Source organism: Microbacterium sp. MM2322 (assembly GCF_964186585.1).
GTDB lineage: Bacteria > Actinomycetota > Actinomycetes > Actinomycetales > Microbacteriaceae > Microbacterium.
Genome location: NZ_OZ075067.1, coordinates 2,274,529 through 2,293,721, shown reverse-complemented (window position 1 = coordinate 2,293,721; position 19,193 = coordinate 2,274,529). Strand labels below are relative to the sequence as shown.

Genomic DNA, 19,193 nt, shown 5'->3' with positions numbered 1-19,193 from the left:
CCGCAGACCGCTCGGCCACACGACGGGCATCGCGGCGCGGCGCAGAAAGCCTCTCCGGGCTGAAAGAATGATCCACATGTCTGTGAGCTTCGAGACCACCCAGAGTGTCGCCATCATCGGCGGCGGCCCCGGCGGATACGAGGCGGCGCTCGCAGCTGCCCAGTTGGGCGCGGAGGTCACGCTCGTCGAACGCGCGGGCATCGGCGGTTCCGCCGTCATGACCGACGTCGTCCCGTCGAAGACCCTCATCGCCACGGCCGATGCGGCTGTCGCGATCCGTGGGGCCTCCGACCTGGGTGTACAGCTCTTCGCCCGCGGAGACACCGGCAAGCCGCTCAAGCCCGAGATCGCGATCAACATGGCGGCGGTCAACAAGCGCCTCCTCTCGCTCGCCCGGCAGCAGTCCGACGATCAGCGCGCGCAGCTGGTGGATGCCGGGGTCCGCATCATCTCCGGACACGGCCGTCTCGACGGCACGCACGCCGTCGTCGTGTCGACAGGCCCCAACGGCACCGACTTCGATCGGGTCGAGGCCGACACCCTCGTCGTCTCGGTCGGCGCATCGCCGCGCGAGCTCGACAGTGCGAAGCCCGACGGGGAGCGCATCCTCACGTGGACGCAGCTCTACAACATGTCGAGCCTGCCCGAGCACCTGATCGTCGTCGGGTCGGGCGTCACCGGCGCCGAGTTCGCCGGCGCCTACATGAACCTCGGGTCGAAGGTCACGCTCATCTCGAGCCGCGACCAGGTGCTCCCGGGCGAGGACTCCGACGCGGCCGCCGTGATCGAGAAGGTCTTCACCCGAGGTGGCATGGAGGTCCTGTCCAAGTCCCGCGCCGAGAAGGTGGAGCGCACGAAGGACGGCGTCATCGCGACCCTGTCCGACGGCCGCACCGTCGAGGGCAGCCACTGCCTCATGGCGGTCGGATCCATCCCGAACACCGCAGGCATGGGCCTCGAGGATGCCGGCATCCAGCTCACCGGCTCCGGTCACATCCAGGTCAACCGCGTCGCGCGCACCTCGGTCCCCAACATCTACGCCGCCGGCGACTGCACCACCTTCCTGCCGCTCGCCTCGGTCGCGGCGATGCAGGGACGGATGGCCGTCTTCCACGCGCTCGGAGACACCGTCATCCCGCTCGAGCGCCAGCGCGTCACGGCGAACATCTTCACCGCCCCCGAGATCGCGACCGTCGGTCGTCAGGAACGCGACATCGAATCCGGCGCGGTCAACGGCACGGTCCACAAGCTCCCGCTCGCCGCCAACGCGCGCGCGAAGATGATGGGCGTCAAAGACGGCTTCGTGAAGATCATCGCCCGCGAGGGATCCGGCACCGTCATCGGCGGCGTCATCGTGGCTCCCCGCGCCTCCGAACTGATCTACCCGATCGCGATCGCGGTCGAACGGCGACTGACCGTCGACCAGATCTCCCGCGTCTTCGCCGTGTTCCCGTCGCTGTCGGGGAGCATCACCGACGCGACGCGTGCGATGCACCAGGTCGCGCGCGACGAGGACACGTACAGCTGACCCTCTGACGGTGGGGCGCCGCAGCGCCCCACCGTCACGAGATGGTGAGGAGCTGGTGCCCGGCCGACACGGTCGTGCCCGCCTGAGCGTTGATGGCGCCCACGACGCCGTCCTTGTGCGCCTGGATCGGCTGCTCCATCTTCATCGCTTCGAGGACGACGACCAGGTCGCCCTTGACGACCTGCTGCCCCTCCTCGACGGCGATCTTCACGACGGTGGCCTGCATCGGCGACGCCACCGCATCGCCGCTGGCGCCCGAGACGGCGTTCGGCGCGTGCGACCGACGCGACGGCGGAACCGCCACGGGACGCCCGACCGCGGCCGGTGAGTGGGCGAGACGATCCGGCAGGCTCACTTCGAGGCGTTTGCCCGACACCTCGACGACGACCGTGTGACGGCCCTCGGGTTCGGCGGCCGGACCGGCTTCGCCGTCCCACGCGGGGATGTCGTTGTCGAACTCCGTCTCGATCCAGCGAGTGAAGACGCCGAACTCGCCGCTTTCCGCCGTGAATGCGGGGTCGCGCACGACCTTGCGGTGGAACGGCAGCACCGTCGGCATCCCGGCGACCTCGAACTCGTCGAGGGCGCGGCGAGAACGCTCGAGCGCCTCCTCGCGGGTGCGGCCCGTGACGATCAGCTTGCCGAGCAGCGAGTCGAACGCGCCGGAGACGCTGTCGCCCGCGGTCACCCCGGAGTCGAGACGCACGCCCGGGCCGCCGAAGGTCTTGAACACGTGGATGTCGCCGGGCGCGGGCAGGAAGCCGCGACCCGGGTCCTCACCGTTGATGCGGAACTCGATCGAGTGTCCGACCGGCTCCGGGTCGCCGTAGTCGAGCGTGCCGCCTTCGGCGATGCGGAACTGCTCGCGGACGAGGTCGATCCCGGTGACCTCTTCGGAGACGGGGTGCTCCACCTGCAGGCGCGTGTTCACTTCGAGGAACGAAATCGTCCCGTCGGCGCCGATCAGGAACTCGCACGTGCCTGCGCCGACGTAGCCGACCTCCTTGAGGATGGCCTTCGACGCGGAGTAGAGGATCTCGTTCTGCTCGGGGGTCAGGAACGGCGCGGGCGCCTCCTCCACGAGCTTCTGGTGGCGGCGCTGCAGCGAGCAGTCGCGGGTCGAGACCACGACGACGTTGCCCTCGGCATCCGCCAGGCACTGCGTCTCGACGTGGCGCGGCTTGTCGAGGTACTTCTCGACGAAGCATTCGCCGCGACCGAATGCGGTGATCGCCTCGCGCGTCGCGGACTCGAACAGCTCCTCGACCTCGTCGAACTCGCGAGCGACCTTGAGGCCGCGACCACCGCCGCCGTAGGCAGCCTTGATCGCGATCGGGAGACCGAACTCGCGCGCGAACGCGATGACCTCGTCGGCTCCGGCGACGGGTCCGGGCGTGCCGGGGGCGAGGGGGGCGCCCACCTTCTCGGCGACGTGCCGGGCTGTGACCTTGTCGCCCAGTGCCTCGATCGCCTCGGGCGTCGGCCCGATCCAGATGAGACCGGCGCCGATCACGGCGCGGGCGAAGTCGGCGTTCTCGGCGAGGAAGCCGTAGCCGGGGTGCACGGCGTCGGCGCCGGAGCGGCGGGCGACCGAGAGGATCTTCTCGATCGAGAGGTACGTCTCCGCGCTCGTCGCGCCGCCGAGCGCGTACGCCTCATCTGCGAGGCGTGCGTGCATCGCGTCGCGGTCCTGGTCGGCGTAGACCGCCACCGACGCTTTCCCCGAGTCACGCGCGGCACGGATGATGCGCACCGCGATCTCGCCACGATTGGCGATCAGCACTTTCGAGATTCCAGTGTTCACGCTCTCAGGCATGGCTTCGAGCCTACCCACGTGGATGCCCGACTCTTTGGATCACTCGCACAAGATCACGCCGGATTCGTGTGGCGGAGTCCACTAAGGCGTCGTGGCCCCCGGAATGTTCCACAGCGATGTCCATTCCACGCCGAGTTCCCGCACCAGCCGCCGGAGTGTCGACAGCGACATCCCGACCACCGTGGACGGGTCGCCTTCGACCCGCTCGATGAACGCGCCGCCGAGGCTGTCGACCGTGAAGGCGCCGGCCACCAGGAGCGGCTCGCCCGTCGCCACGTACGCGTCGATCTCGGCATCCGTCACGTCGGCGGCGAAGGACACGGATGCCGCGGCCACCGCATGTGCCTCGACCGGCGCTGCGCCGCGGCGGACGAGGAAGACGCTGTGGCCGGAGTGCAGGATGCCGGTGCGCCCGCGCATCGATTGCCACCGCGCGCGCGCCGCGTCGGGCGTGTAGGGCTTGCCGAGGATCTCGCCGTCGAGCTCGAACATGGAGTCGCCTCCGATCACGATCCCCTCGAACCCTTCCGCGTCGAGCGAGGCGGCGACGTCGGCTGCCTTGCGTCGTGCGAGCAGCAGGACGTGCTCGTCGGGCGGGAGGGTCCGCCCCTCTGCTGCCTCGGTCGCGGCGATGACGGCTTCCTCGTCTACCTGGGGCGCCCGGGTGGACGGTTCGATGCCGACCTGGCGAAGCAGCATGAGGCGAGCGGGGGAGGTGGAGGCGAGGCACACGCGCATACGGACCACGGTAGTCGGGCGGCGACCGCGCAATGACGGGCCGGGAGGTCCGGTGTGACAGCATCGGAGGATGCAACCCGGAGACCTCCTCGACCTCGACATCACGGCCGTCGCACACGGCGGCGTCTTCGTCGCCCGCCACGAGAACCGGGTCGTCTTCGTCACCGACGCGATCCCCGGCGAACGCGTGCGCGTCGCCCTCACCGACACGAAGAAGGCCTCGTTCTGGCGTGGCGACACCGTCGAGGTGCTGGATGCCTCACCGCACCGCCGTCCGCACGTCTGGGCACCCGCCGATGTGAGCGTGTCGCCCGAGGATCGACCGGGGGGAGCGGATTTCGGGCACATCGACCTGGCGCACCAGCGGGAGCTCAAGGCCGAGGTCCTCCGCGACGCGCTCGCGCGTTTCGCCGGGTCGGACGCTCCGGTCACGATCGAGCCGCCGCTGCCGCAGACGAAGGGGGACCGCCTGGTCGAGGAGTCCGCCGACGGGACCGGCTGGCGCACCCGCGTGAGCCTCCACGTCGACGATGAGGGACGCATCGGCCCTTTCGCGGCACGCAGTCACCGCGTCATCCCCGTGGACGAGCTGCCGCTGGCCACGCAGGGGCTGAATCGCGCGATGGCCCGGCGCAGCGGCGGTTCCGCCGGGCGGCTGGACCTCGTGCAGCCTGCCGATGGACGTGTGCGCGTCATCTCACGGCCCGAGCACACCCGCACCCGGCGTCCGACTCCCGTCGATCCTGCCGCGCGCGAAGTGGTGGTGGAGACGGTCGGCGAGCGGCAGTTCCAGGTGGATGCCGGTGGTTTCTGGCAGGTCCATCGCCTGGCCGCCGGCACTCTCCACGATGCGGTCGCGGACGCCGTCGCCGACGCCGTGGACCCCGAAGGGTGGCACCTCGATCTCTACGGCGGGGTCGGCCTCCTGGCGGCATCCGTCGCGGGCGTGGGCGGCCCGACCACGCGGATCACCTCGGTCGAATCCGACGCGCGCGCGACCGAGCATGCGGGGGAGAACCTGGCTGCGTGGATCGGTGCGCGTGCCGAGACGGCTCGCGTCGATCGCTGGCTCGCGAACCTCGTCGAGACCGCGACACCTGCACAGCTCGCACGGCTCGCCCGCGGCACCGTGGTCCTCGACCCGCCCCGCGCGGGCGCCGGCAGAGACGTCGTCGAACGACTCGTCGCACTGTCGCCCGAGCGGATCGTCTACGTCGCCTGCGACCCGGTCGCCCTGGCTCGCGACCTCGGGACGTTCGCCGCTCACGGGTACACGACGCCGTCGGTGCGCGCGTTCGACCTGTTCCCGCACTCGCATCACGTCGAGGCGATCGCCGTCCTGACACGCTGACAGATAAGGTGAGCGCATGATCCGCGTCGCCTTGATCGACGACCACGAATCCGTGCGTCTAGGGCTCGAGGCCGCCTGCAGCCGCACCGAGCAGATGCGTGTGGTCTTCTCGGGGGAGAGCGTCGCCGCCTACCTCGACTGGCGGGCGCTCACGCACGAACAGCCCGCTGACGTCGTCGTCCTCGATCTGATGCTCGGCGACGGTGCCACGGTGACCGAGAACGTGACGCGACTCGTGCACGACGGGTCGCCCGTCATCATCCACAGCGTCGCCGATCGTCCCGCCGCCGTTCGCGAGGCTCTCGTCGCCGGCGCGGCCGGCGTCGTGAGCAAGGCCTCGCGCATCGACGAGGTCATCTCGGCCGTCGACACCGTGGCGCGCGGCGAGTCGCTCGACAACGTCGAATGGGCTTCGGCGATCGACGGTGACCGCGCGTTCGCCGACGCGCAGCTGTCGTCGCGGGAGCGGGACGTGCTCCGGCTGTACGCGGCCGGGCTGCCGCTCAAGTCCGTCGCGGAACGACTCGGGGTCGCCTACTCGACGGCCAAGGAGAACATCACGCGCGTGCGTGTGAAGTACGTGGACGTGGGGCGACCTGCTCCGACGAAGGTCGACCTGCTCCGGCGTGCCATGGAGGACGGCCTGGTCGAAGAGGAGTCCGGTGGCGCCTGAGGTCGCGACAGCGGGCATGCTGACGATCCCGCCCGACTCGACCTTCTTCTCCCGCGAGCGCGTCGAGCGCATCCTCGCGTTCGTCATCGCCGTGGGGTCCGCGGTTCTCGGTCTTCAGTCGCTCTTCCATGCCGTCGGCTCGACGCAGGAGGAGCCGACGTGGAATCTCATCCTCGCCGGTGTCACCTTCGGCCCTCTCCTCCTCATGATCGTGGCCGGCATCGTCGGCCGCTTCTACCGTCCGCTCGCGGTCGTCTTTGCGATCGTCTTCCCCCTGGTGCTCCTCGCCTGGCCTTTCGCGACGGCGGGGCGGGACGCGTCCGGTTCCGGCGAGCCGTGGATCTGGTACCTGCTGAACGTCGCGACCGTCGCCACGGCCCTGGCCTTCCCGCTGGTGCTCCAGTACGCGTGGTGTGCGCTGGTGCCGATTCTGTACGGCTTCGTTCGTCTCATCCAGGTCGGAGCCGACGTCGAAACCGTCATCCTGGTGTCGCGTCAGGTCGTCTACGCGATCATCCTCGCCGTCGTCATGATCATGATCGGGTGGATGCTGCGCCTCCTCGCCGAACGCCTCGACCGCACGCGTGAGGACGCAGTACGTTCGTACGCGGCAGCGGCCGCCGCGGATGCCGTCGAGCAGGAGCGGATCTCGGTCGCCGCGCTGATGCACGACAGCGTGCTGGCGGCCCTCATCGCCGCCGAGCGCGCGTCCACCCCGCGCGAGCGAGATCTCGCCGTGGGTATGGCGCGCGACGCTCTCACGCGGCTGGCCAACGCCGACCGCGACGCGGAGGAGGGTCCGGACGAACCCGTCGAGCCGATGTTCCTCGTGGACGGAATCCGAGCGGCCGCCGCTGAGCACGACCTCGACCTCGACGTGCGGATCGCGCTCGACCCCCGTGCACAGTTGCTCCCGGGTCGTGTCGCACGCGCCCTCGTGCTCGCCGCGGCACAGGCGGTCGTGAACGCGATCGAGCACGCCGACGCCGCCGGGTTGCACGCGGAGGTGACCGCCGACGACCGTCGCGTGGTCGTGAGGATCCTCGATGCCGGCGAAGGGTTCGACGTGCAGGCGGTGCCCGAGGATCGCCTCGGCATCAGCGGATCGATCGTCGCCCGTGTCGCCGCGGTCGGCGGACAGGCCCGCGTCCGCAGCTCGCGTCGGGGCACGGTCGTCGACCTGCGATGGGAGTACCCGCGATGAACGTACGCGTCCAGACCGGGCTGTCGATCGTCGCGGTCGTCTTCACCGCGTACCTCGCCGTCGGCGGGCTCGTGTGGACGGCTCCGGTTCCGCAGCCTGCGCTCTTCATCGCCGCTCTCTCGCTCTACCTCGTCACCACGTGGCTCTGCGTGTTCTGGGACTTCGCCCCGCGGCCGGGCGGCGAAGACCGTAAGACGGAGCCGGCGCCCAGCGAGGCACCTGCGCGCGACGGTTCGCTGCCGCTGTGGCTCTGCGTGCTCGTCCTGGCGACCACGGTCCTGGTTCCCCTCGGAACGTGGTCCGCTGTCGGCGAGGAAGCCAAGCTCCAGTCGTTCGCGACGTGGAGCCTCGGCGGCATCGGGGCGCTTCTGACCATCGTCGCCGTCCGGCGCCGCCCTCTCTTCGCCTGGATCGGCGTGGTGTTGCTCGGCGTCGCCTCATCGATCTGGATCGGAATCCTCGATTCGCTCGCCCTGGGTCTCGTCGGCGCCGCCGTGTGGGTGATCACCGCGCAACTGCTGACAGCGCTCGTCGACCGGGCGGCCGTCGACACCGCTGAGCTCACCGGCATCCAACGGCGCTCGTTCGAATGGCTCGCGAGTCAGGAAGGCCGTCGACGTGAGCGCCGGGTGAGGGTGCAGCAGGCGCTCGCCGTCGCCGGCCCGCTTCTCATCCGCACGATCGAATCAGACGGGGACCTCGAGATCGAGGAGCGCGAGCGCGCCCGTCTCGCGGAGGGGTCCCTCCGCGACGAGCTGCGCGGGCCCCGGCTCCTGGACGAGGCCGTGCGAGGCCGCCTGCAAGAAGCCCGCCTGCGCGGCAGTACCGTGACCGTCCTCGACGAGGGAGGGTTGGATGCCGTCGGCCCTGCCGCCCTCGACCGCATCCGCGCCGATCTGGCCGAAGCGTTGAAGGGTGCCTCATCGGAGCGGATCTACATCCGCACGTCGCCGCATCCGCGCGTGGCTGTCACCGTCGTCGGTCGGTCGCGTCGTCGCGATGATCCGCAGGGGGACGAGGTCGTCGACCTGTGGCACGAGATCGCCCACCCGCGCGCGAACGTCGAACGCTGACCCGAACCTCACGCCCCGGCGCCGAGAGAAGAAGAGGCGAGGGGCGGCGAAGCCGCCCGCCCCTCGCCATGCGAGTGGTTACCCGAAAACCAGCTCGCACATGCCGATCCGCGCTCTGAGGGATGCGAATCGGCAGAACGCAGAAGCGTTCCAGCGGTATTAGTCTGACTGATCGCGAAAAGCGTGTCTGTAGGTACTTTGGGGGACAAATTTCGTGGATCGGCAGTGCTCAGCCGGTCCAGCGTCCCCAGGGGGCGTCGCGGTCCAGCCCGCTGTGAACACCGCGGGCGGAGATCCGCCACGCCGAGACGGCCGGTTCGTGGGCGACGGCGGTCTGCTGCTCGCGGGCGGCCGACTCGCTGACCACGGCGATGACCGCGGCGAGCTCCTCTGGGCTCGCGTCGCCACGACGCACCCGGAGAGGTGCGGCGTCGGCAGCTGCGTCGTCGGGCATGCTCACAGCGGGATGTTCCCGTGCTTCTTGGCCGGCTGGCTCGCGCGCTTGCCGCGGAGTGCGCGGAGCGCCTTTGCGACGGCGACGCGGGTCTGCGCCGGCTCGATGATGCCGTCGAGCTCGCCGCGCTCAGCGGCCAGGAATGGCGACGCCACGTTGTACGTGTACTCGTTGGCGAGCCGGGTGCGCACGGCGGCGACGTCCTCGCCGGCCTCTTCGGCGCGCTTGATCTCTCCTCGGTAGAGGATGTTGACCGCGCCCTGGCCACCCATGACGGCGATCTCGGCGGTCGGCCAGGCGAGGTTGATGTCGGCACCGAGCTGCTTGGAGCCCATGACGATGTAGGCGCCGCCGTAGGCCTTCCGGAGGATCACCGTGACGAGCGGAACGGTGGCCTCGGCATACGCGTAGAGGAGCTTCGCGCCGCGGCGGATGACGCCGGTCCACTCCTGATCGGTTCCCGGCAGGTATCCCGGGACGTCGACGAGGGTGAGGATCGGGATCGAGAACGCGTCGCAGAAGCGCACGAATCGGCTGGCCTTCTCGCCTGCGTCGATGTTCAGGGTGCCGGCCATCTGGGAGGGCTGGTTCGCGATGATGCCGACCGTGCGGCCTTCGATGCGACCGAAGCCGATCACGATGTTCGGCGCGAACAGCGGCTGGACCTCGAGGAAGTCGCCGGCGTCGACGATGTGCGAGATGACCTCGTGGATGTCGTACGGCTGGTTCGCGGAATCCGGGATGACCGTGTTCAGGACACGGTCGGAGTCAGTCGTCTCGAACTCGAAGACGGACTCATAACCGGGGGCATCCGACATGTTGTTGTCGGGCAGGAAGCCGATGAGGGTGCGCGCGTAGTCGATCGCGTCGTCCTCGTCTTCGGCGAGGTAGTGGGCGACGCCCGAACGCGTGTTGTGCGTGTGCGCGCCGCCGAGTTCCTCCATGCCGACGTCCTCGCCGGTGACGGTCTTGATCACGTCCGGGCCCGTGACGAACATCTGGCTGGTCTTGTCGACCATGATCACGAAGTCGGTCAACGCGGGAGAGTAGACAGCGCCACCGGCAGCGGGGCCCATGATGAGCGAGATCTGCGGGATGACGCCCGAAGCCGCGGTGTTCAGACGGAAGATCTCGCCGTACTTGCCGAGTGCGACCACACCCTCCTGGATGCGGGCGCCGCCCGAGTCGAGGATGCCGATGATCGGAATGCCGCTGCGGAGGGCGAGCTCCATGACCTTGATGATCTTCTCGCCCGCGACCTCGCCGAGCGATCCGCCGAAGGTCGTGAAGTCCTGCGAGTACACCGCGACCGTGCGTCCGTGGATCGTGCCGGTGCCGGTGACGACGGAATCGCCGTAGGGACGGGATCGGTCCATCCCGAACGCCGTGGTCCGGTGCCGGACGTACTCGTCGAGCTCGACGAACGAGCCGGGGTCGACGAGCAGCTCGATCCGCTGACGCGCGGTGAGCTTCCCCTTCGCGCCCTGCTTGGTGCGGGCGGTCTCCTCAGCGGAGACGACGGCTTCTTCATAGCGTGCACGCAGGTCGGCGATCTTGCCGGCGGTCGTGAACAGGTCGGGCTGATCGGTCACGCGTTCCACCCTAGCGAGCGCATCCGCGGCGTCGTTGGATACCGGCGACAACGGCGGGGCGGATCCGCTGTGGCATCCCTCACGTCCGCGGCTGTCAACCCGCGGGAGGAGATGGGGAGAGGAGCTTTAAGGTGGCGGCATGTCGATCCCCGAGAACGGATACCCCCGAGCTGCCGCGATCAGCCCCCGACTCCACATCGCCCCGAGCGTCGACTCGACCAACAAGAAGCTGTTGACGGACGCGTTCGACGATCCCGATGGGCATCCCCACCTCTCCGTCGTCGTCACCCGCGACCAGCGCGCCGGACGCGGGCGTCTCGACCGGACGTGGGTCACTCCGCCGGACTCGGCACTCGCCGTCTCCGTCCTATTGCGCGTCGAAGCCCTCCCCGTCGCGACCCGCGGCTGGATCCCGCTCGTGGCGGGCGCGGCCATGACGGCCGCCGTCCAGGCGCAGCTGAACGACCGTGAGGTCGGACTGAAGTGGCCGAACGACGTGCTCGTGGGAGGCCTGAAGATCTGCGGCATCCTCGCCGAGGTCATGCCCGGCGACCCGCACAGCGTCGTCGTGGGCGCGGGCGTCAACACGCGGATGACCGCTGCGGAGCTGCCCGTTCCCACGGCGACGTCGTTCGCTGCGCTCGCGCGCACCGCCGATGAGGACCGCCTCCTCGCCGACTACCTCACCGGCCTTCGCGACGCCATTGCCGCCCTTGCGGTCGGCGGGACGACGGCGGATGCCGCGAAGCAGGCGGTCTGGACCGCATGCAGCACCATCGGCGCCGACGTCTCGGTCTCCCTCCCCGACGGCGTGTCCCTCATCGGGTCCGCGCAGGGGATCGACGACGAAGGCCGGCTGATCGTCGACGCCGCCGGCGTCACTCACGTCGTGTCCGCCGGCGACGTCGTGCACGTCCGGTGACACCCGGGCGCGTCGGCGTGGGACGGACGGCCGGGCGCGCCATGATGGTGCCGTGAGCCAGTCGACCGCGTACCCGGGCCGTCCCCGGACGCCCGCGCCGGGTGCCACCGCGCCCGAGCTCGTGATCGCGCGACTGCGGCGCCACGCCCGCCGCCTCATCTGGCCGGCCCTCGCGCTGATCGCTGCATCGGGCGCGACCGGGTACTTCAGCGGCAACCTGCCCGGCCCCTTAGAGGACTGGATGCTGTGGGTCGCCGCCGCACTCGTAATCCTCCTCCTCGTCGTCGTCCCCTACCTCCGCTGGCTTTCTCACACGTACACCGTGACGACGAGGCGGGTCATTGAACGGGCGGGTCTGGTGAACCGTCGCCGCACCGACATCCCGCACGCCCGCGGCTACACGATCTCCGAGCGCCGCGGTCCGGTTCAGCGGATGTGGGGGAGCGGCACACTGATCCTCGCCAACGGCGTCGATGAACCGCTCCGACTCCTCGACATCCCCTCGGTCCGGCTCGTGCACGAGACGCTGGCGGATCAGGTCGAGGTCAGCCAGATCCTCGCGCACCGCGATTCACACAGCATCCCGATCGTCGGCTCCGACGACTGAGCGTCGTCGGATGCGGGCCGCGGGATGCGCCAGGATGGACTCGACGGGAGGAGCAGCATGGCACTGCAGGTCGGAATCGTCGGAGGCGGACAGCTCGCGCGGATGATGATCGCGCCCGCCGTGGAGATGGGCATCGGTATCCGGGTCCTGGCGGAGCAGTCCGGGATGTCGGCCGGCCTCGCCGCCTCGGCTGTGGGGGACTACCGCGACCTCGATACGGTCCTCGCCTTCGCGAAGGACGTGGACGTCATCACCTTCGACCACGAACACGTGCCGCAGGACGTCCTCCGCGGCCTCGTCGATGCCGGCGTCGCCGTCCACCCCGGCCCCGATGCGCTCGCTTTCGCGCAGGACAAGATCGACATGCGCACCAAGCTCGCCGAGCTCGGTCTGCCCCAGCCGGAGTGGGCCGCGGTGACGGATGCCGCCGCCCTCGACGCGTTCATCGCCGGCAACGGCGGTCGCGCCGTCGTGAAGACTCCGCGCGGCGGGTACGACGGCAAGGGCGTCCGCGTCGTGTCGAGCGCCGCGGAAGCCGCCGACTGGCTCGATGCTCTCGAGGAGGGCGCCGCCCTGCTTGCGGAAGAGCTCGTGGCGTTCAGTCGCGAACTCGCCCAGCAGGTCGCGCGACGCCCCTCGGGCGACCTCATCGTGTATCCGGTGGTGGAGACCGTCCAGCAGGGCGGGGTGTGTGCCGAGGCGATCGCTCCCGCGCCCCACTCCGCCGGTCGCCTGGCGGACGTCGCCGCCGAGATCGGCGAGGCGATCGCGACCGGCCTCGGCGTGACGGGGATGCTCGCCGTCGAACTCTTCCAGACCGGCGACGAACGCCTGTTGGTCAACGAGCTGGCGATGCGCCCGCACAACAGCGGGCATTGGACGCAGGACGGCTCGATCACCAGTCAGTTCGAGCAGCACCTGCGCGCGGTCCTCGATCTGCCTCTCGGCGACACGGCGCTGCGCGCCCCGCACGCCGTCATGGTGAACATCCTCGGCGGTCCCGCGGAGGGGTCGCTCGGCGACCGGCTTCCGGCCGCCCTGGCGGCGCACCCCGCGGCGAAGATCCACACGTACGGCAAGGACCCGCGGCCCGGACGCAAGGTGGGTCACGTCAACGTCGTGGGTGAGGACCTCGACTCCGTGGTCTACGAGGCGCGAGCAGCGGCGGCGTACTTCCTCGATTGACCCGTGCCGTTCCGGGCTTCTCCAAGCTGGCGGACCTAGCCTGGTCGAGTGAACCGCCCCCTCCACTCGTCCTCCGCCCCCCTGATCGGCGTCGTGATGGGTTCCGACTCGGACTGGCGCGTGATGTCCGACGCCTCGCAGGTGCTGACCGACTTCGGAATCGCACACGAGGTGGAGGTCGTCTCCGCGCATCGCACCCCGGACAAGCTGCTCCGCTACGGGCGTGAGGCCAGGGGGAGGGGCATGCGCGCGATCATCGCCGGCGCCGGCGGGGCCGCGCACCTGCCGGGCATGCTCGCCTCGGTCACGACACTGCCGGTGATCGGCGTCCCCGTGCAGCTCGCGACCCTCGACGGCCTCGATTCGCTGCTCAGCATCGTGCAGATGCCGGCCGGGATCCCGGTGGCCACCGTCTCGATCAACGGGGCGAAGAACGCAGGCCTCCTCGCCGTCCGTCTGCTCGGCTCAGCCGACGCAGAGATCGCCGACCGTGTCGCCGCGTACGCCGCGGATCTCGAGACGCAGGTCGAAGAGAAAAACCGGCGCCTCAAGGATTCCCTGTGATCCGGTGCGCGGCGGGGGAGGCGCGATGAGCGTCCTCAGCCCACCCCGTTCGGTGCCGACGCGCGGTCGCTCGATCGTCGAGGAGCGCCCGCTGCGGCATCCCGACACGTCGACTCCAGGTGTGATGTCGCGGCGCGCGTGGTGGCTCGTGGCATCCAACTTCCTCCTTCCCGGTTCCGCCCAGATCCTCGCCGGAAATCGCCGCCTCGGACGCGCCGGCCTGGTCTCGACTCTCGTCATGTGGGTGCTGCTGGCGGCGTCGGTGCTGCTCGGACTCATGTGGCGATCCGCCCTGACCACCATCGTCGCGTCCTGGTGGACCCTCACGGGTGTGCAGGTCCTGCTCTGGGTGTACGCCGCGCTGTGGGTGCTGCTGACGGTCGACACGCTCCGTCTCGTTCGCCTTCCGCGCGTGGGGGGTCGCACTCGCGCCGCGGTGACGGTCGTCGCTCTCGTGCTCGCGCTCGTGCCCGCCTCCGCGGCGGCATACACCGCGCAGTCGGTCGTCGCCCCCCTCCGCTCGGGCCTGTCGATCTTCGCCTCGGGGCCGAGCGTTCCGCCGTCGGACGGGTATTACAACTTCCTGCTGTTGGGCGCCGACAGCGGCAAGGGCCGGGACTCCATGAGATTCGACAGCATCTCGGTCGTCTCGGTGAACGCGGAGTCGGGTGCCGTCGCGATCTTCGGCATCCCCCGCGACCTCCGCCACGTGCCGTTCTCGGACGGGCCCATGCGCGACCTGTATCCCGATGGTTTCGAGGGGCACGCGGGCCAGAGTTGCGGGTGGTCATCGGGCATCAACCAGCTGATGAACGCCGTCGAGACGTGCCGCGACGATCGTGGCGCGAGCCTGTACCCGGATGCCGACAAGCAGAACTCGACGCCCGCGGTCGAAGCGACGAAGGACGCCGCCGAGGCCATCCTCGGCATCAAGATCCCGTACCACGTGTTCATCGATATGAACGGGTTCGCCGACCTGGTCGACGCGCTCGGCGGGGTGACGATCACCGTGAAGGACCGCCTGCCCGAGGGCCCTGGTCCTCGTTACCCCGATCAGCCCGCCGAGGACTGGGCGACCGGCTGGATCGAGAAGGGGAAGCAGCACATGGACGGCGAGACGGCGCAGTGGTACGCGCGGTCCCGCTACACGACCAGTGACTGGGACCGGATGCGTCGCCAGCGCGAGCTGCAGACCGCGATCCTCGCTCAGGCGACGCCGTCGACGGTTCTCACTCGCTTCAGCGGGATCGTGTCGGCGGGAAAGAACCTCGTGCAGACCGACATCCCGGACTCTTTGCTGCCGTACCTGGTCGATCTCGGCGTCAAAGCGAAGGGTCAGAAGGTCCAGAACCTCGAACTGACGCCGAAGGGCGTGAACATCGATCCGGACAACCCCACGGCGGCGGACTGGGAGAAGATCCGGGGAATGGTCGACACGATGCTCCATCCCCCGACACCGACACCGACGACCGCGCCGTGATGGCGCAGGGGGATCACCGATGACGACGACGCTGCGTGTCGTGTTCGACCCGTCCGCGCCGGGGACCGGGCCGGACCTCGCCGTGGCGTCCCGCGAACTCGCCGCCGGATTGGTGGCCACCGCCCCCAACGGATGCGAAGTCCGTGCCATCGTGCCGAGCGATGCCGGCGCGGACACCTTGCTCGAGCAGGGGGTCGCGGCCGCCGATCGCCTGCCCGTCGGGTCCGCCGCGGCATCCGCCCTGTGGCGCCGTGGCCTTCGCGCGGGTGCGGGTGATGGCCTGATCCACTCCCCGACACTGGCTGCGCCGCTCGTCCGGCACGACCGCGTGCACGATCACGATCAGACCGTCGTGACCCTGTGGGACATCCGGCCGTGGGAGAACCCCGACGAGGTTCCGCGGGCGGATGCCGCATGGGCCCGCGCCATGCTCCGCCGCGCCGTGCGTCACGCAGACGCGCTCGTCGTCCCCACGCATGAACTGGCGCGACGTGTCGCCGAGCTCGAGCCGCTCGGCGATCGCCTCCGAGTCATTGCGGGAGCGCCCTCGGGGGACCTCCGCGTGCCGAGCGACGAGGTGGGACGACGGCGCGAGCTGGACGTCCCCGACGGGTATGTCCTCCTCTCAGGTTCGACCGCCGCGTCGGCGCGACTCCGGACGGGGTTCGAAGCCGTCGTGAAGTCGGGGCGGGACACTGCCGTCGTCGTCATCGACGCTCCCGAAGGTGAGGAGCCTGCGGTGGCCGAGCTGGCCGCCGCGGCAGGTCTCCCCGAGCGACGCCTGCACGTTCGGGGTCATCTCGACGCGCCCGATCGCGCCGCCGTGATGGCCGGCGCTGTCGCATACGTGGCGCCGGCGGATGGGAGCGCGTTCCCCTGGCGGACGCTCGACGCTGTGCGCCTGGGTGTCCCTATCGTCGCCGCAGAGAGTGCCACCCATCGCGAGCTCCTCCTCGACGGTGCCGCTTTCGCAGCGGGCGATTCGGGCTCGCTGGGCGATGAACTCGCGGCGACGCTGTCGTCCACCTCGACGGTGGAACGGCTCGCCGTACTGGCCACGGACCGCGGCCGTGCGTTCAGCTGGGCAGGTGCCGCCGAACGCGTATGGCAGCTCCACGCGGAACTGTGATCTCTTCTGTGAACGGCACATAAACCGCGTGTCGTGCAGGGCGTCTTCAGACTCGACTGGTAACGGAGCGCAACTTCAGTAACACTGTTCACATGCGCCTCACATCTGCCGTGCCCCGACACATCCTTCGGCGCATGGCGATGCTGCTCGCAACCGTGCTCACGCTCAGTGTGTTGATGGCCGTCGTGCCGACCTCGGTCGCCCGCGCGGCTGAGCCGCCTCTCCCGAAGTCGATCACCGACGGCGGGAACATCATCAGTGATGCAGAGTTCTTCAACGGCGCAGCGATGACGGCCGCTCAGGCGCAGAAATTCCTCGAGGCGCGCGTTCCCTCGTGCAAGGCGACAACGGGGCCGACGTGTCTCCGGAACTTCACCGCCGACCTCCCGGCGAAGGCCAAGGACAACTACTGCAACGCGATCGCTGCGAAGAAGAAGATCCGGGCGTCGGAGATCATCGTCACCGTCGGCAAGGCCTGCGGGATCAGCCCGAAGGTGATCCTGGTCATGCTCCAGAAGGAGCAGGGCCTGATCACCGCGACCAAGCCCACCGAGTGGGCGTACCGCGCCTCGATGGGCATGAACTGTCCCGACACTGCCCCCTGCAGCGCCGCATCCGCGGGTTTCGTGAATCAGGTCTACCTCGGCGCACGCCAGCAGCAGGTCTACAAGAAGAACCCCCAGAACTACGGGTACCGGGCCGGTCAGGTGACCACGGTCAAGTGGCACCCGAACAGCGCCTGCGGCACCTCCAAGGTCCTCATCAAGAACCAGGCGACGGCGAACCTGTACATCTACACCCCGTACCGCCCGAACATCGCTGCGCTCGCCGCCGGCTACGCGCAGGGCGACTCGTGCTCGAGCTACGGCAACCGCAACTTCTACAACTACTACGTGCAGTGGTTCGCGCCGCAGGTCTCGCAGAACCCGGGTGGCGCGGCCGCGTTGGTCAAGGCGTGCACGGTCCCCGCAGCCGCCGACATCGTGCCCTCGTCCGCCGCGGCGACGGTGACGACCGCGACCACGGCCCGCACGGCGCCTGCCGTAAAGTGCGGCACCGGCGCCACTTCGCTGGCCAGGTCGGCGAAGGTCACGGTCACGGGCACGTACGGGTCGTGGGCCCGAGTCACGAGTGGCTCGAAGTCGCTCTGGGTGGCGAAGTCCGCACTGTCCATGCCGGCTCCCGCCGGCGGCGCGTGCGCGGTTCCCGCCGATTCCAGCATCACCAAGGCGACCGGGACGATCACGGTCATCTCGGACAGCCTCAATGCGCGCAAGGCGCCTTCGACGCAGTGCTCCACCGGAGCGCGGTCGATCACCCGCGGGCAGACCTACCAGCGAACCGGTGTCTACGGTGTCTGGTGGCGCATCCAGGTGGCCGGATCGACGTACTGGTCCCACAGCGACTACATGACCGTGAAGGATGTCGCCCCGGCCGTCACGACGAAGTACCTCACGGAGCCGGACAACATGGCGTCGTCTGCGACGTCGACGGTGATCCAGGCGACATTGCGCAAGGGCACTGCGGTGAAGGCGTCGTCGGTGTCGGGGGAACGGACCAAGGTTTCGGTCGACGGCATGACGGGGTGGGTGTACTCGTCGAAGCTGTCGGCGAAGAAGCCCGGTGCGGTCTCGGGTCAGAACCGGCAGAGCATCGCGTCGACGCCGCTGCGGGCGACCGCATCCGCTTCGGGCAAGGTGCTGACCACGCTGAAGGCGGGTACGAAGGTCACCGTCTACGACGCGTACGGAAAGTGGCGCGCAGTCACGGCCGGGTCGACCAAGGGCTGGATGCGGGACTCCGAGCTCGGCGCAGTGGCCGTTCCCCCGGTCGCCAAGACGATGTACCTGGGGACGACGACGAACATGATGCCGTCTGTGTCGTCCGCCGTCATTCAGGCGACGTTGCGCAAGGGGACGACGGTCAAAGTGCTGTCGGTGTCGAAGGATCGCACTCAGGTGTCGGTCGACGGGAAGACGGGTTGGGTGTTCTCGTCGAAGCTGTCGGCGAAGAACCCCGGTGCGGTCTCGGGTCAGAACCGGCAGAGCATCGCGTCGACGCCGCTGCGGGCGACCGCATCCGCTTCGGGCAAGGTTCTCTCGACGCTGAAGGCCGGCACGAAGGTCACGGTGCACGACACGTTCGGAAAGTGGCGTGCAGTGACGGCCGGGTCGACCAAGGGCTGGATGCGGGACTCCGAACTCCGCGCGGTGACCCCGGTCGTCAAGACGATGTACCTGGGGACGACGACCAACATGACGCCGTCGGTGTCGTCCGCGGTCATTCAGGCGACGTTGCGCAAGGGGACGACGGTCAAGGCGCTGTCGGTGTCGAAGGATCGCACGCAGATCTCGGTCGACGGGAAGACGGGTTGGGTGTTCTCGTCGAAGCTGTCGGCGAAGAACCCCGGTGCGGTCTCGGGCCAGAACCGGCAGAGCATCGCCTCGACGCCGCTGCGGGCGACCGCATCCGCTTCGGGCAAGGTTCTCTCGACGCTGAAGGCCGGCACGAAAGTCACGGTCTACGACACGTTCGGAAAGTGGCGCGCCGTGACGGCCGGGTCGACCAAGGGCTGGATGCGGGACTCCGAGCTGAAGGCGGTCGCCGCCGCACCCGTGACGGGCACGAAAGTCACGACCGCGGCCCTCAACTTCCGCGCCACCCCGTCAACCTCGGGAAAGAAGATCAGCCTCATCCCGAAGGGGACCAAGGTCACCGTGACGGGATCCTCGGGATCGTGGCGGAAGATCACCTACAAAGGAAAGACCGGTTGGGTGAGCGGCGAGTTCCTCCGCTGATCGACACGGTGGTGGCGGGAGGTCGCTCAGGAACCGTCCGATAGGATTATCGACGGCCTGGACGGCATCCGCCGCTCCC

16 protein-coding genes are annotated in these 19,193 nt (G+C 69.4%); 12 read left to right on the top strand and 4 right to left on the bottom strand.

The features are described 5' to 3' along the window. Window positions 1-76: 76 nt before the first annotated feature. Window positions 77-1,528 (top strand): NAD(P)H-quinone dehydrogenase, encoded by a 1,452-nt coding sequence (locus ABQ271_RS11240; protein ID WP_349308844.1) that lies wholly within the window; start codon window positions 77-79, stop codon window positions 1,526-1,528. Between the two features lie 34 nt (window positions 1,529-1,562). Here ABQ271_RS11240 and ABQ271_RS11235 read toward each other — a convergent pair whose 3' ends face one another. Then, window positions 1,563-3,344: a biotin carboxylase N-terminal domain-containing protein gene (locus tag ABQ271_RS11235; protein WP_349308843.1), complete on the bottom strand. Its 1,782-nt coding sequence runs from the start codon at window positions 3,342-3,344 to the stop codon at window positions 1,563-1,565. 81 nt (window positions 3,345-3,425) lie between these two features. Next, window positions 3,426-4,082 (bottom strand): Maf family protein, encoded by a 657-nt coding sequence (locus ABQ271_RS11230; protein ID WP_349308842.1) that lies wholly within the window; start codon window positions 4,080-4,082, stop codon window positions 3,426-3,428. A 70-nt stretch (window positions 4,083-4,152) separates the two neighbouring features. Between ABQ271_RS11230 and ABQ271_RS11225 the strand changes: the two genes are divergently transcribed. The 4 genes from ABQ271_RS11225 to ABQ271_RS11210 are packed head-to-tail and all read left to right on the top strand — an operon-like array spanning window position 4,153 to window position 8,383. Continuing rightward, window positions 4,153-5,433 carry a TRAM domain-containing protein gene (locus ABQ271_RS11225; RefSeq protein WP_349308841.1) on the top strand — a complete coding sequence of 427 codons (1,281 nt, stop codon included), beginning with the start codon at window positions 4,153-4,155 and terminating at the stop codon, window positions 5,431-5,433. 16 nt (window positions 5,434-5,449) lie between these two features. Then, window positions 5,450-6,106: a response regulator transcription factor gene (locus ABQ271_RS11220; RefSeq protein ID WP_349308840.1), complete on the top strand. Its 657-nt coding sequence runs from the start codon at window positions 5,450-5,452 to the stop codon at window positions 6,104-6,106. Then, window positions 6,096-7,310 carry an ATP-binding protein gene (locus ABQ271_RS11215; RefSeq protein WP_349308839.1) on the top strand — a complete coding sequence of 405 codons (1,215 nt, stop codon included), beginning with the start codon at window positions 6,096-6,098 and terminating at the stop codon, window positions 7,308-7,310. The genes ABQ271_RS11220 and ABQ271_RS11215 overlap by 11 nt, the downstream gene beginning before the upstream one ends. Continuing rightward, window positions 7,307-8,383 (top strand): hypothetical protein, encoded by a 1,077-nt coding sequence (locus tag ABQ271_RS11210; protein ID WP_349308838.1) that lies wholly within the window; start codon window positions 7,307-7,309, stop codon window positions 8,381-8,383. The genes ABQ271_RS11215 and ABQ271_RS11210 overlap by 4 nt, the downstream gene beginning before the upstream one ends. Before the next feature lie 229 nt (window positions 8,384-8,612). Here the strand turns inward: ABQ271_RS11210 and ABQ271_RS11205 are convergent, their stop codons facing one another. Together ABQ271_RS11205 and ABQ271_RS11200 are read right to left on the bottom strand one after the other, a co-directional pair. Beyond that, the gene (locus ABQ271_RS11205; protein WP_349310896.1) at window positions 8,613-8,837 is read right to left on the bottom strand and encodes an acyl-CoA carboxylase subunit epsilon; all 225 of its coding nucleotides are present in this window, start codon (window positions 8,835-8,837) and stop codon (window positions 8,613-8,615) included. A 2-nt stretch (window positions 8,838-8,839) separates the two neighbouring features. Further along, window positions 8,840-10,438: an acyl-CoA carboxylase subunit beta gene (locus ABQ271_RS11200; RefSeq protein WP_349308837.1), complete on the bottom strand. Its 1,599-nt coding sequence runs from the start codon at window positions 10,436-10,438 to the stop codon at window positions 8,840-8,842. Window positions 10,439-10,568: 130 nt separating this feature from the next. Between ABQ271_RS11200 and ABQ271_RS11195 the strand changes: the two genes are divergently transcribed. From ABQ271_RS11195 to ABQ271_RS11165, 7 genes are all read left to right on the top strand, one after another. Next, window positions 10,569-11,351 (top strand): biotin--[acetyl-CoA-carboxylase] ligase, encoded by a 783-nt coding sequence (locus ABQ271_RS11195; RefSeq protein WP_349308836.1) that lies wholly within the window; start codon window positions 10,569-10,571, stop codon window positions 11,349-11,351. Window positions 11,352-11,403: 52 nt separating this feature from the next. Continuing rightward, on the top strand, window positions 11,404-11,958 hold the full coding sequence (locus ABQ271_RS11190) for a PH domain-containing protein (RefSeq protein ID WP_349308835.1): 555 nt from the start codon (window positions 11,404-11,406) through the stop codon (window positions 11,956-11,958). A gap of 57 nt (window positions 11,959-12,015) precedes the next feature. Further along, complete coding sequence (locus ABQ271_RS11185) at window positions 12,016-13,143, top strand: 5-(carboxyamino)imidazole ribonucleotide synthase (RefSeq protein WP_349308834.1); 1,128 nt, start codon at window positions 12,016-12,018, stop codon at window positions 13,141-13,143. Window positions 13,144-13,239: 96 nt separating this feature from the next. After that, a complete protein-coding gene (purE, locus tag ABQ271_RS11180) occupies window positions 13,240-13,707 on the top strand; it encodes a 5-(carboxyamino)imidazole ribonucleotide mutase (RefSeq protein ID WP_349310895.1) in 468 nt (155 codons plus the stop codon). A gap of 25 nt (window positions 13,708-13,732) precedes the next feature. After that, window positions 13,733-15,187 (top strand): LCP family protein, encoded by a 1,455-nt coding sequence (locus tag ABQ271_RS11175; protein WP_349308833.1) that lies wholly within the window; start codon window positions 13,733-13,735, stop codon window positions 15,185-15,187. A gap of 19 nt (window positions 15,188-15,206) precedes the next feature. Further along, on the top strand, window positions 15,207-16,316 hold the full coding sequence (locus tag ABQ271_RS11170; protein ID WP_349308832.1) for a glycosyltransferase: 1,110 nt from the start codon (window positions 15,207-15,209) through the stop codon (window positions 16,314-16,316). 92 nt (window positions 16,317-16,408) lie between these two features. Continuing rightward, complete coding sequence (locus tag ABQ271_RS11165; protein WP_349308831.1) at window positions 16,409-19,114, top strand: SH3 domain-containing protein; 2,706 nt, start codon at window positions 16,409-16,411, stop codon at window positions 19,112-19,114. Window positions 19,115-19,193: the final 79 nt, after the last annotated feature.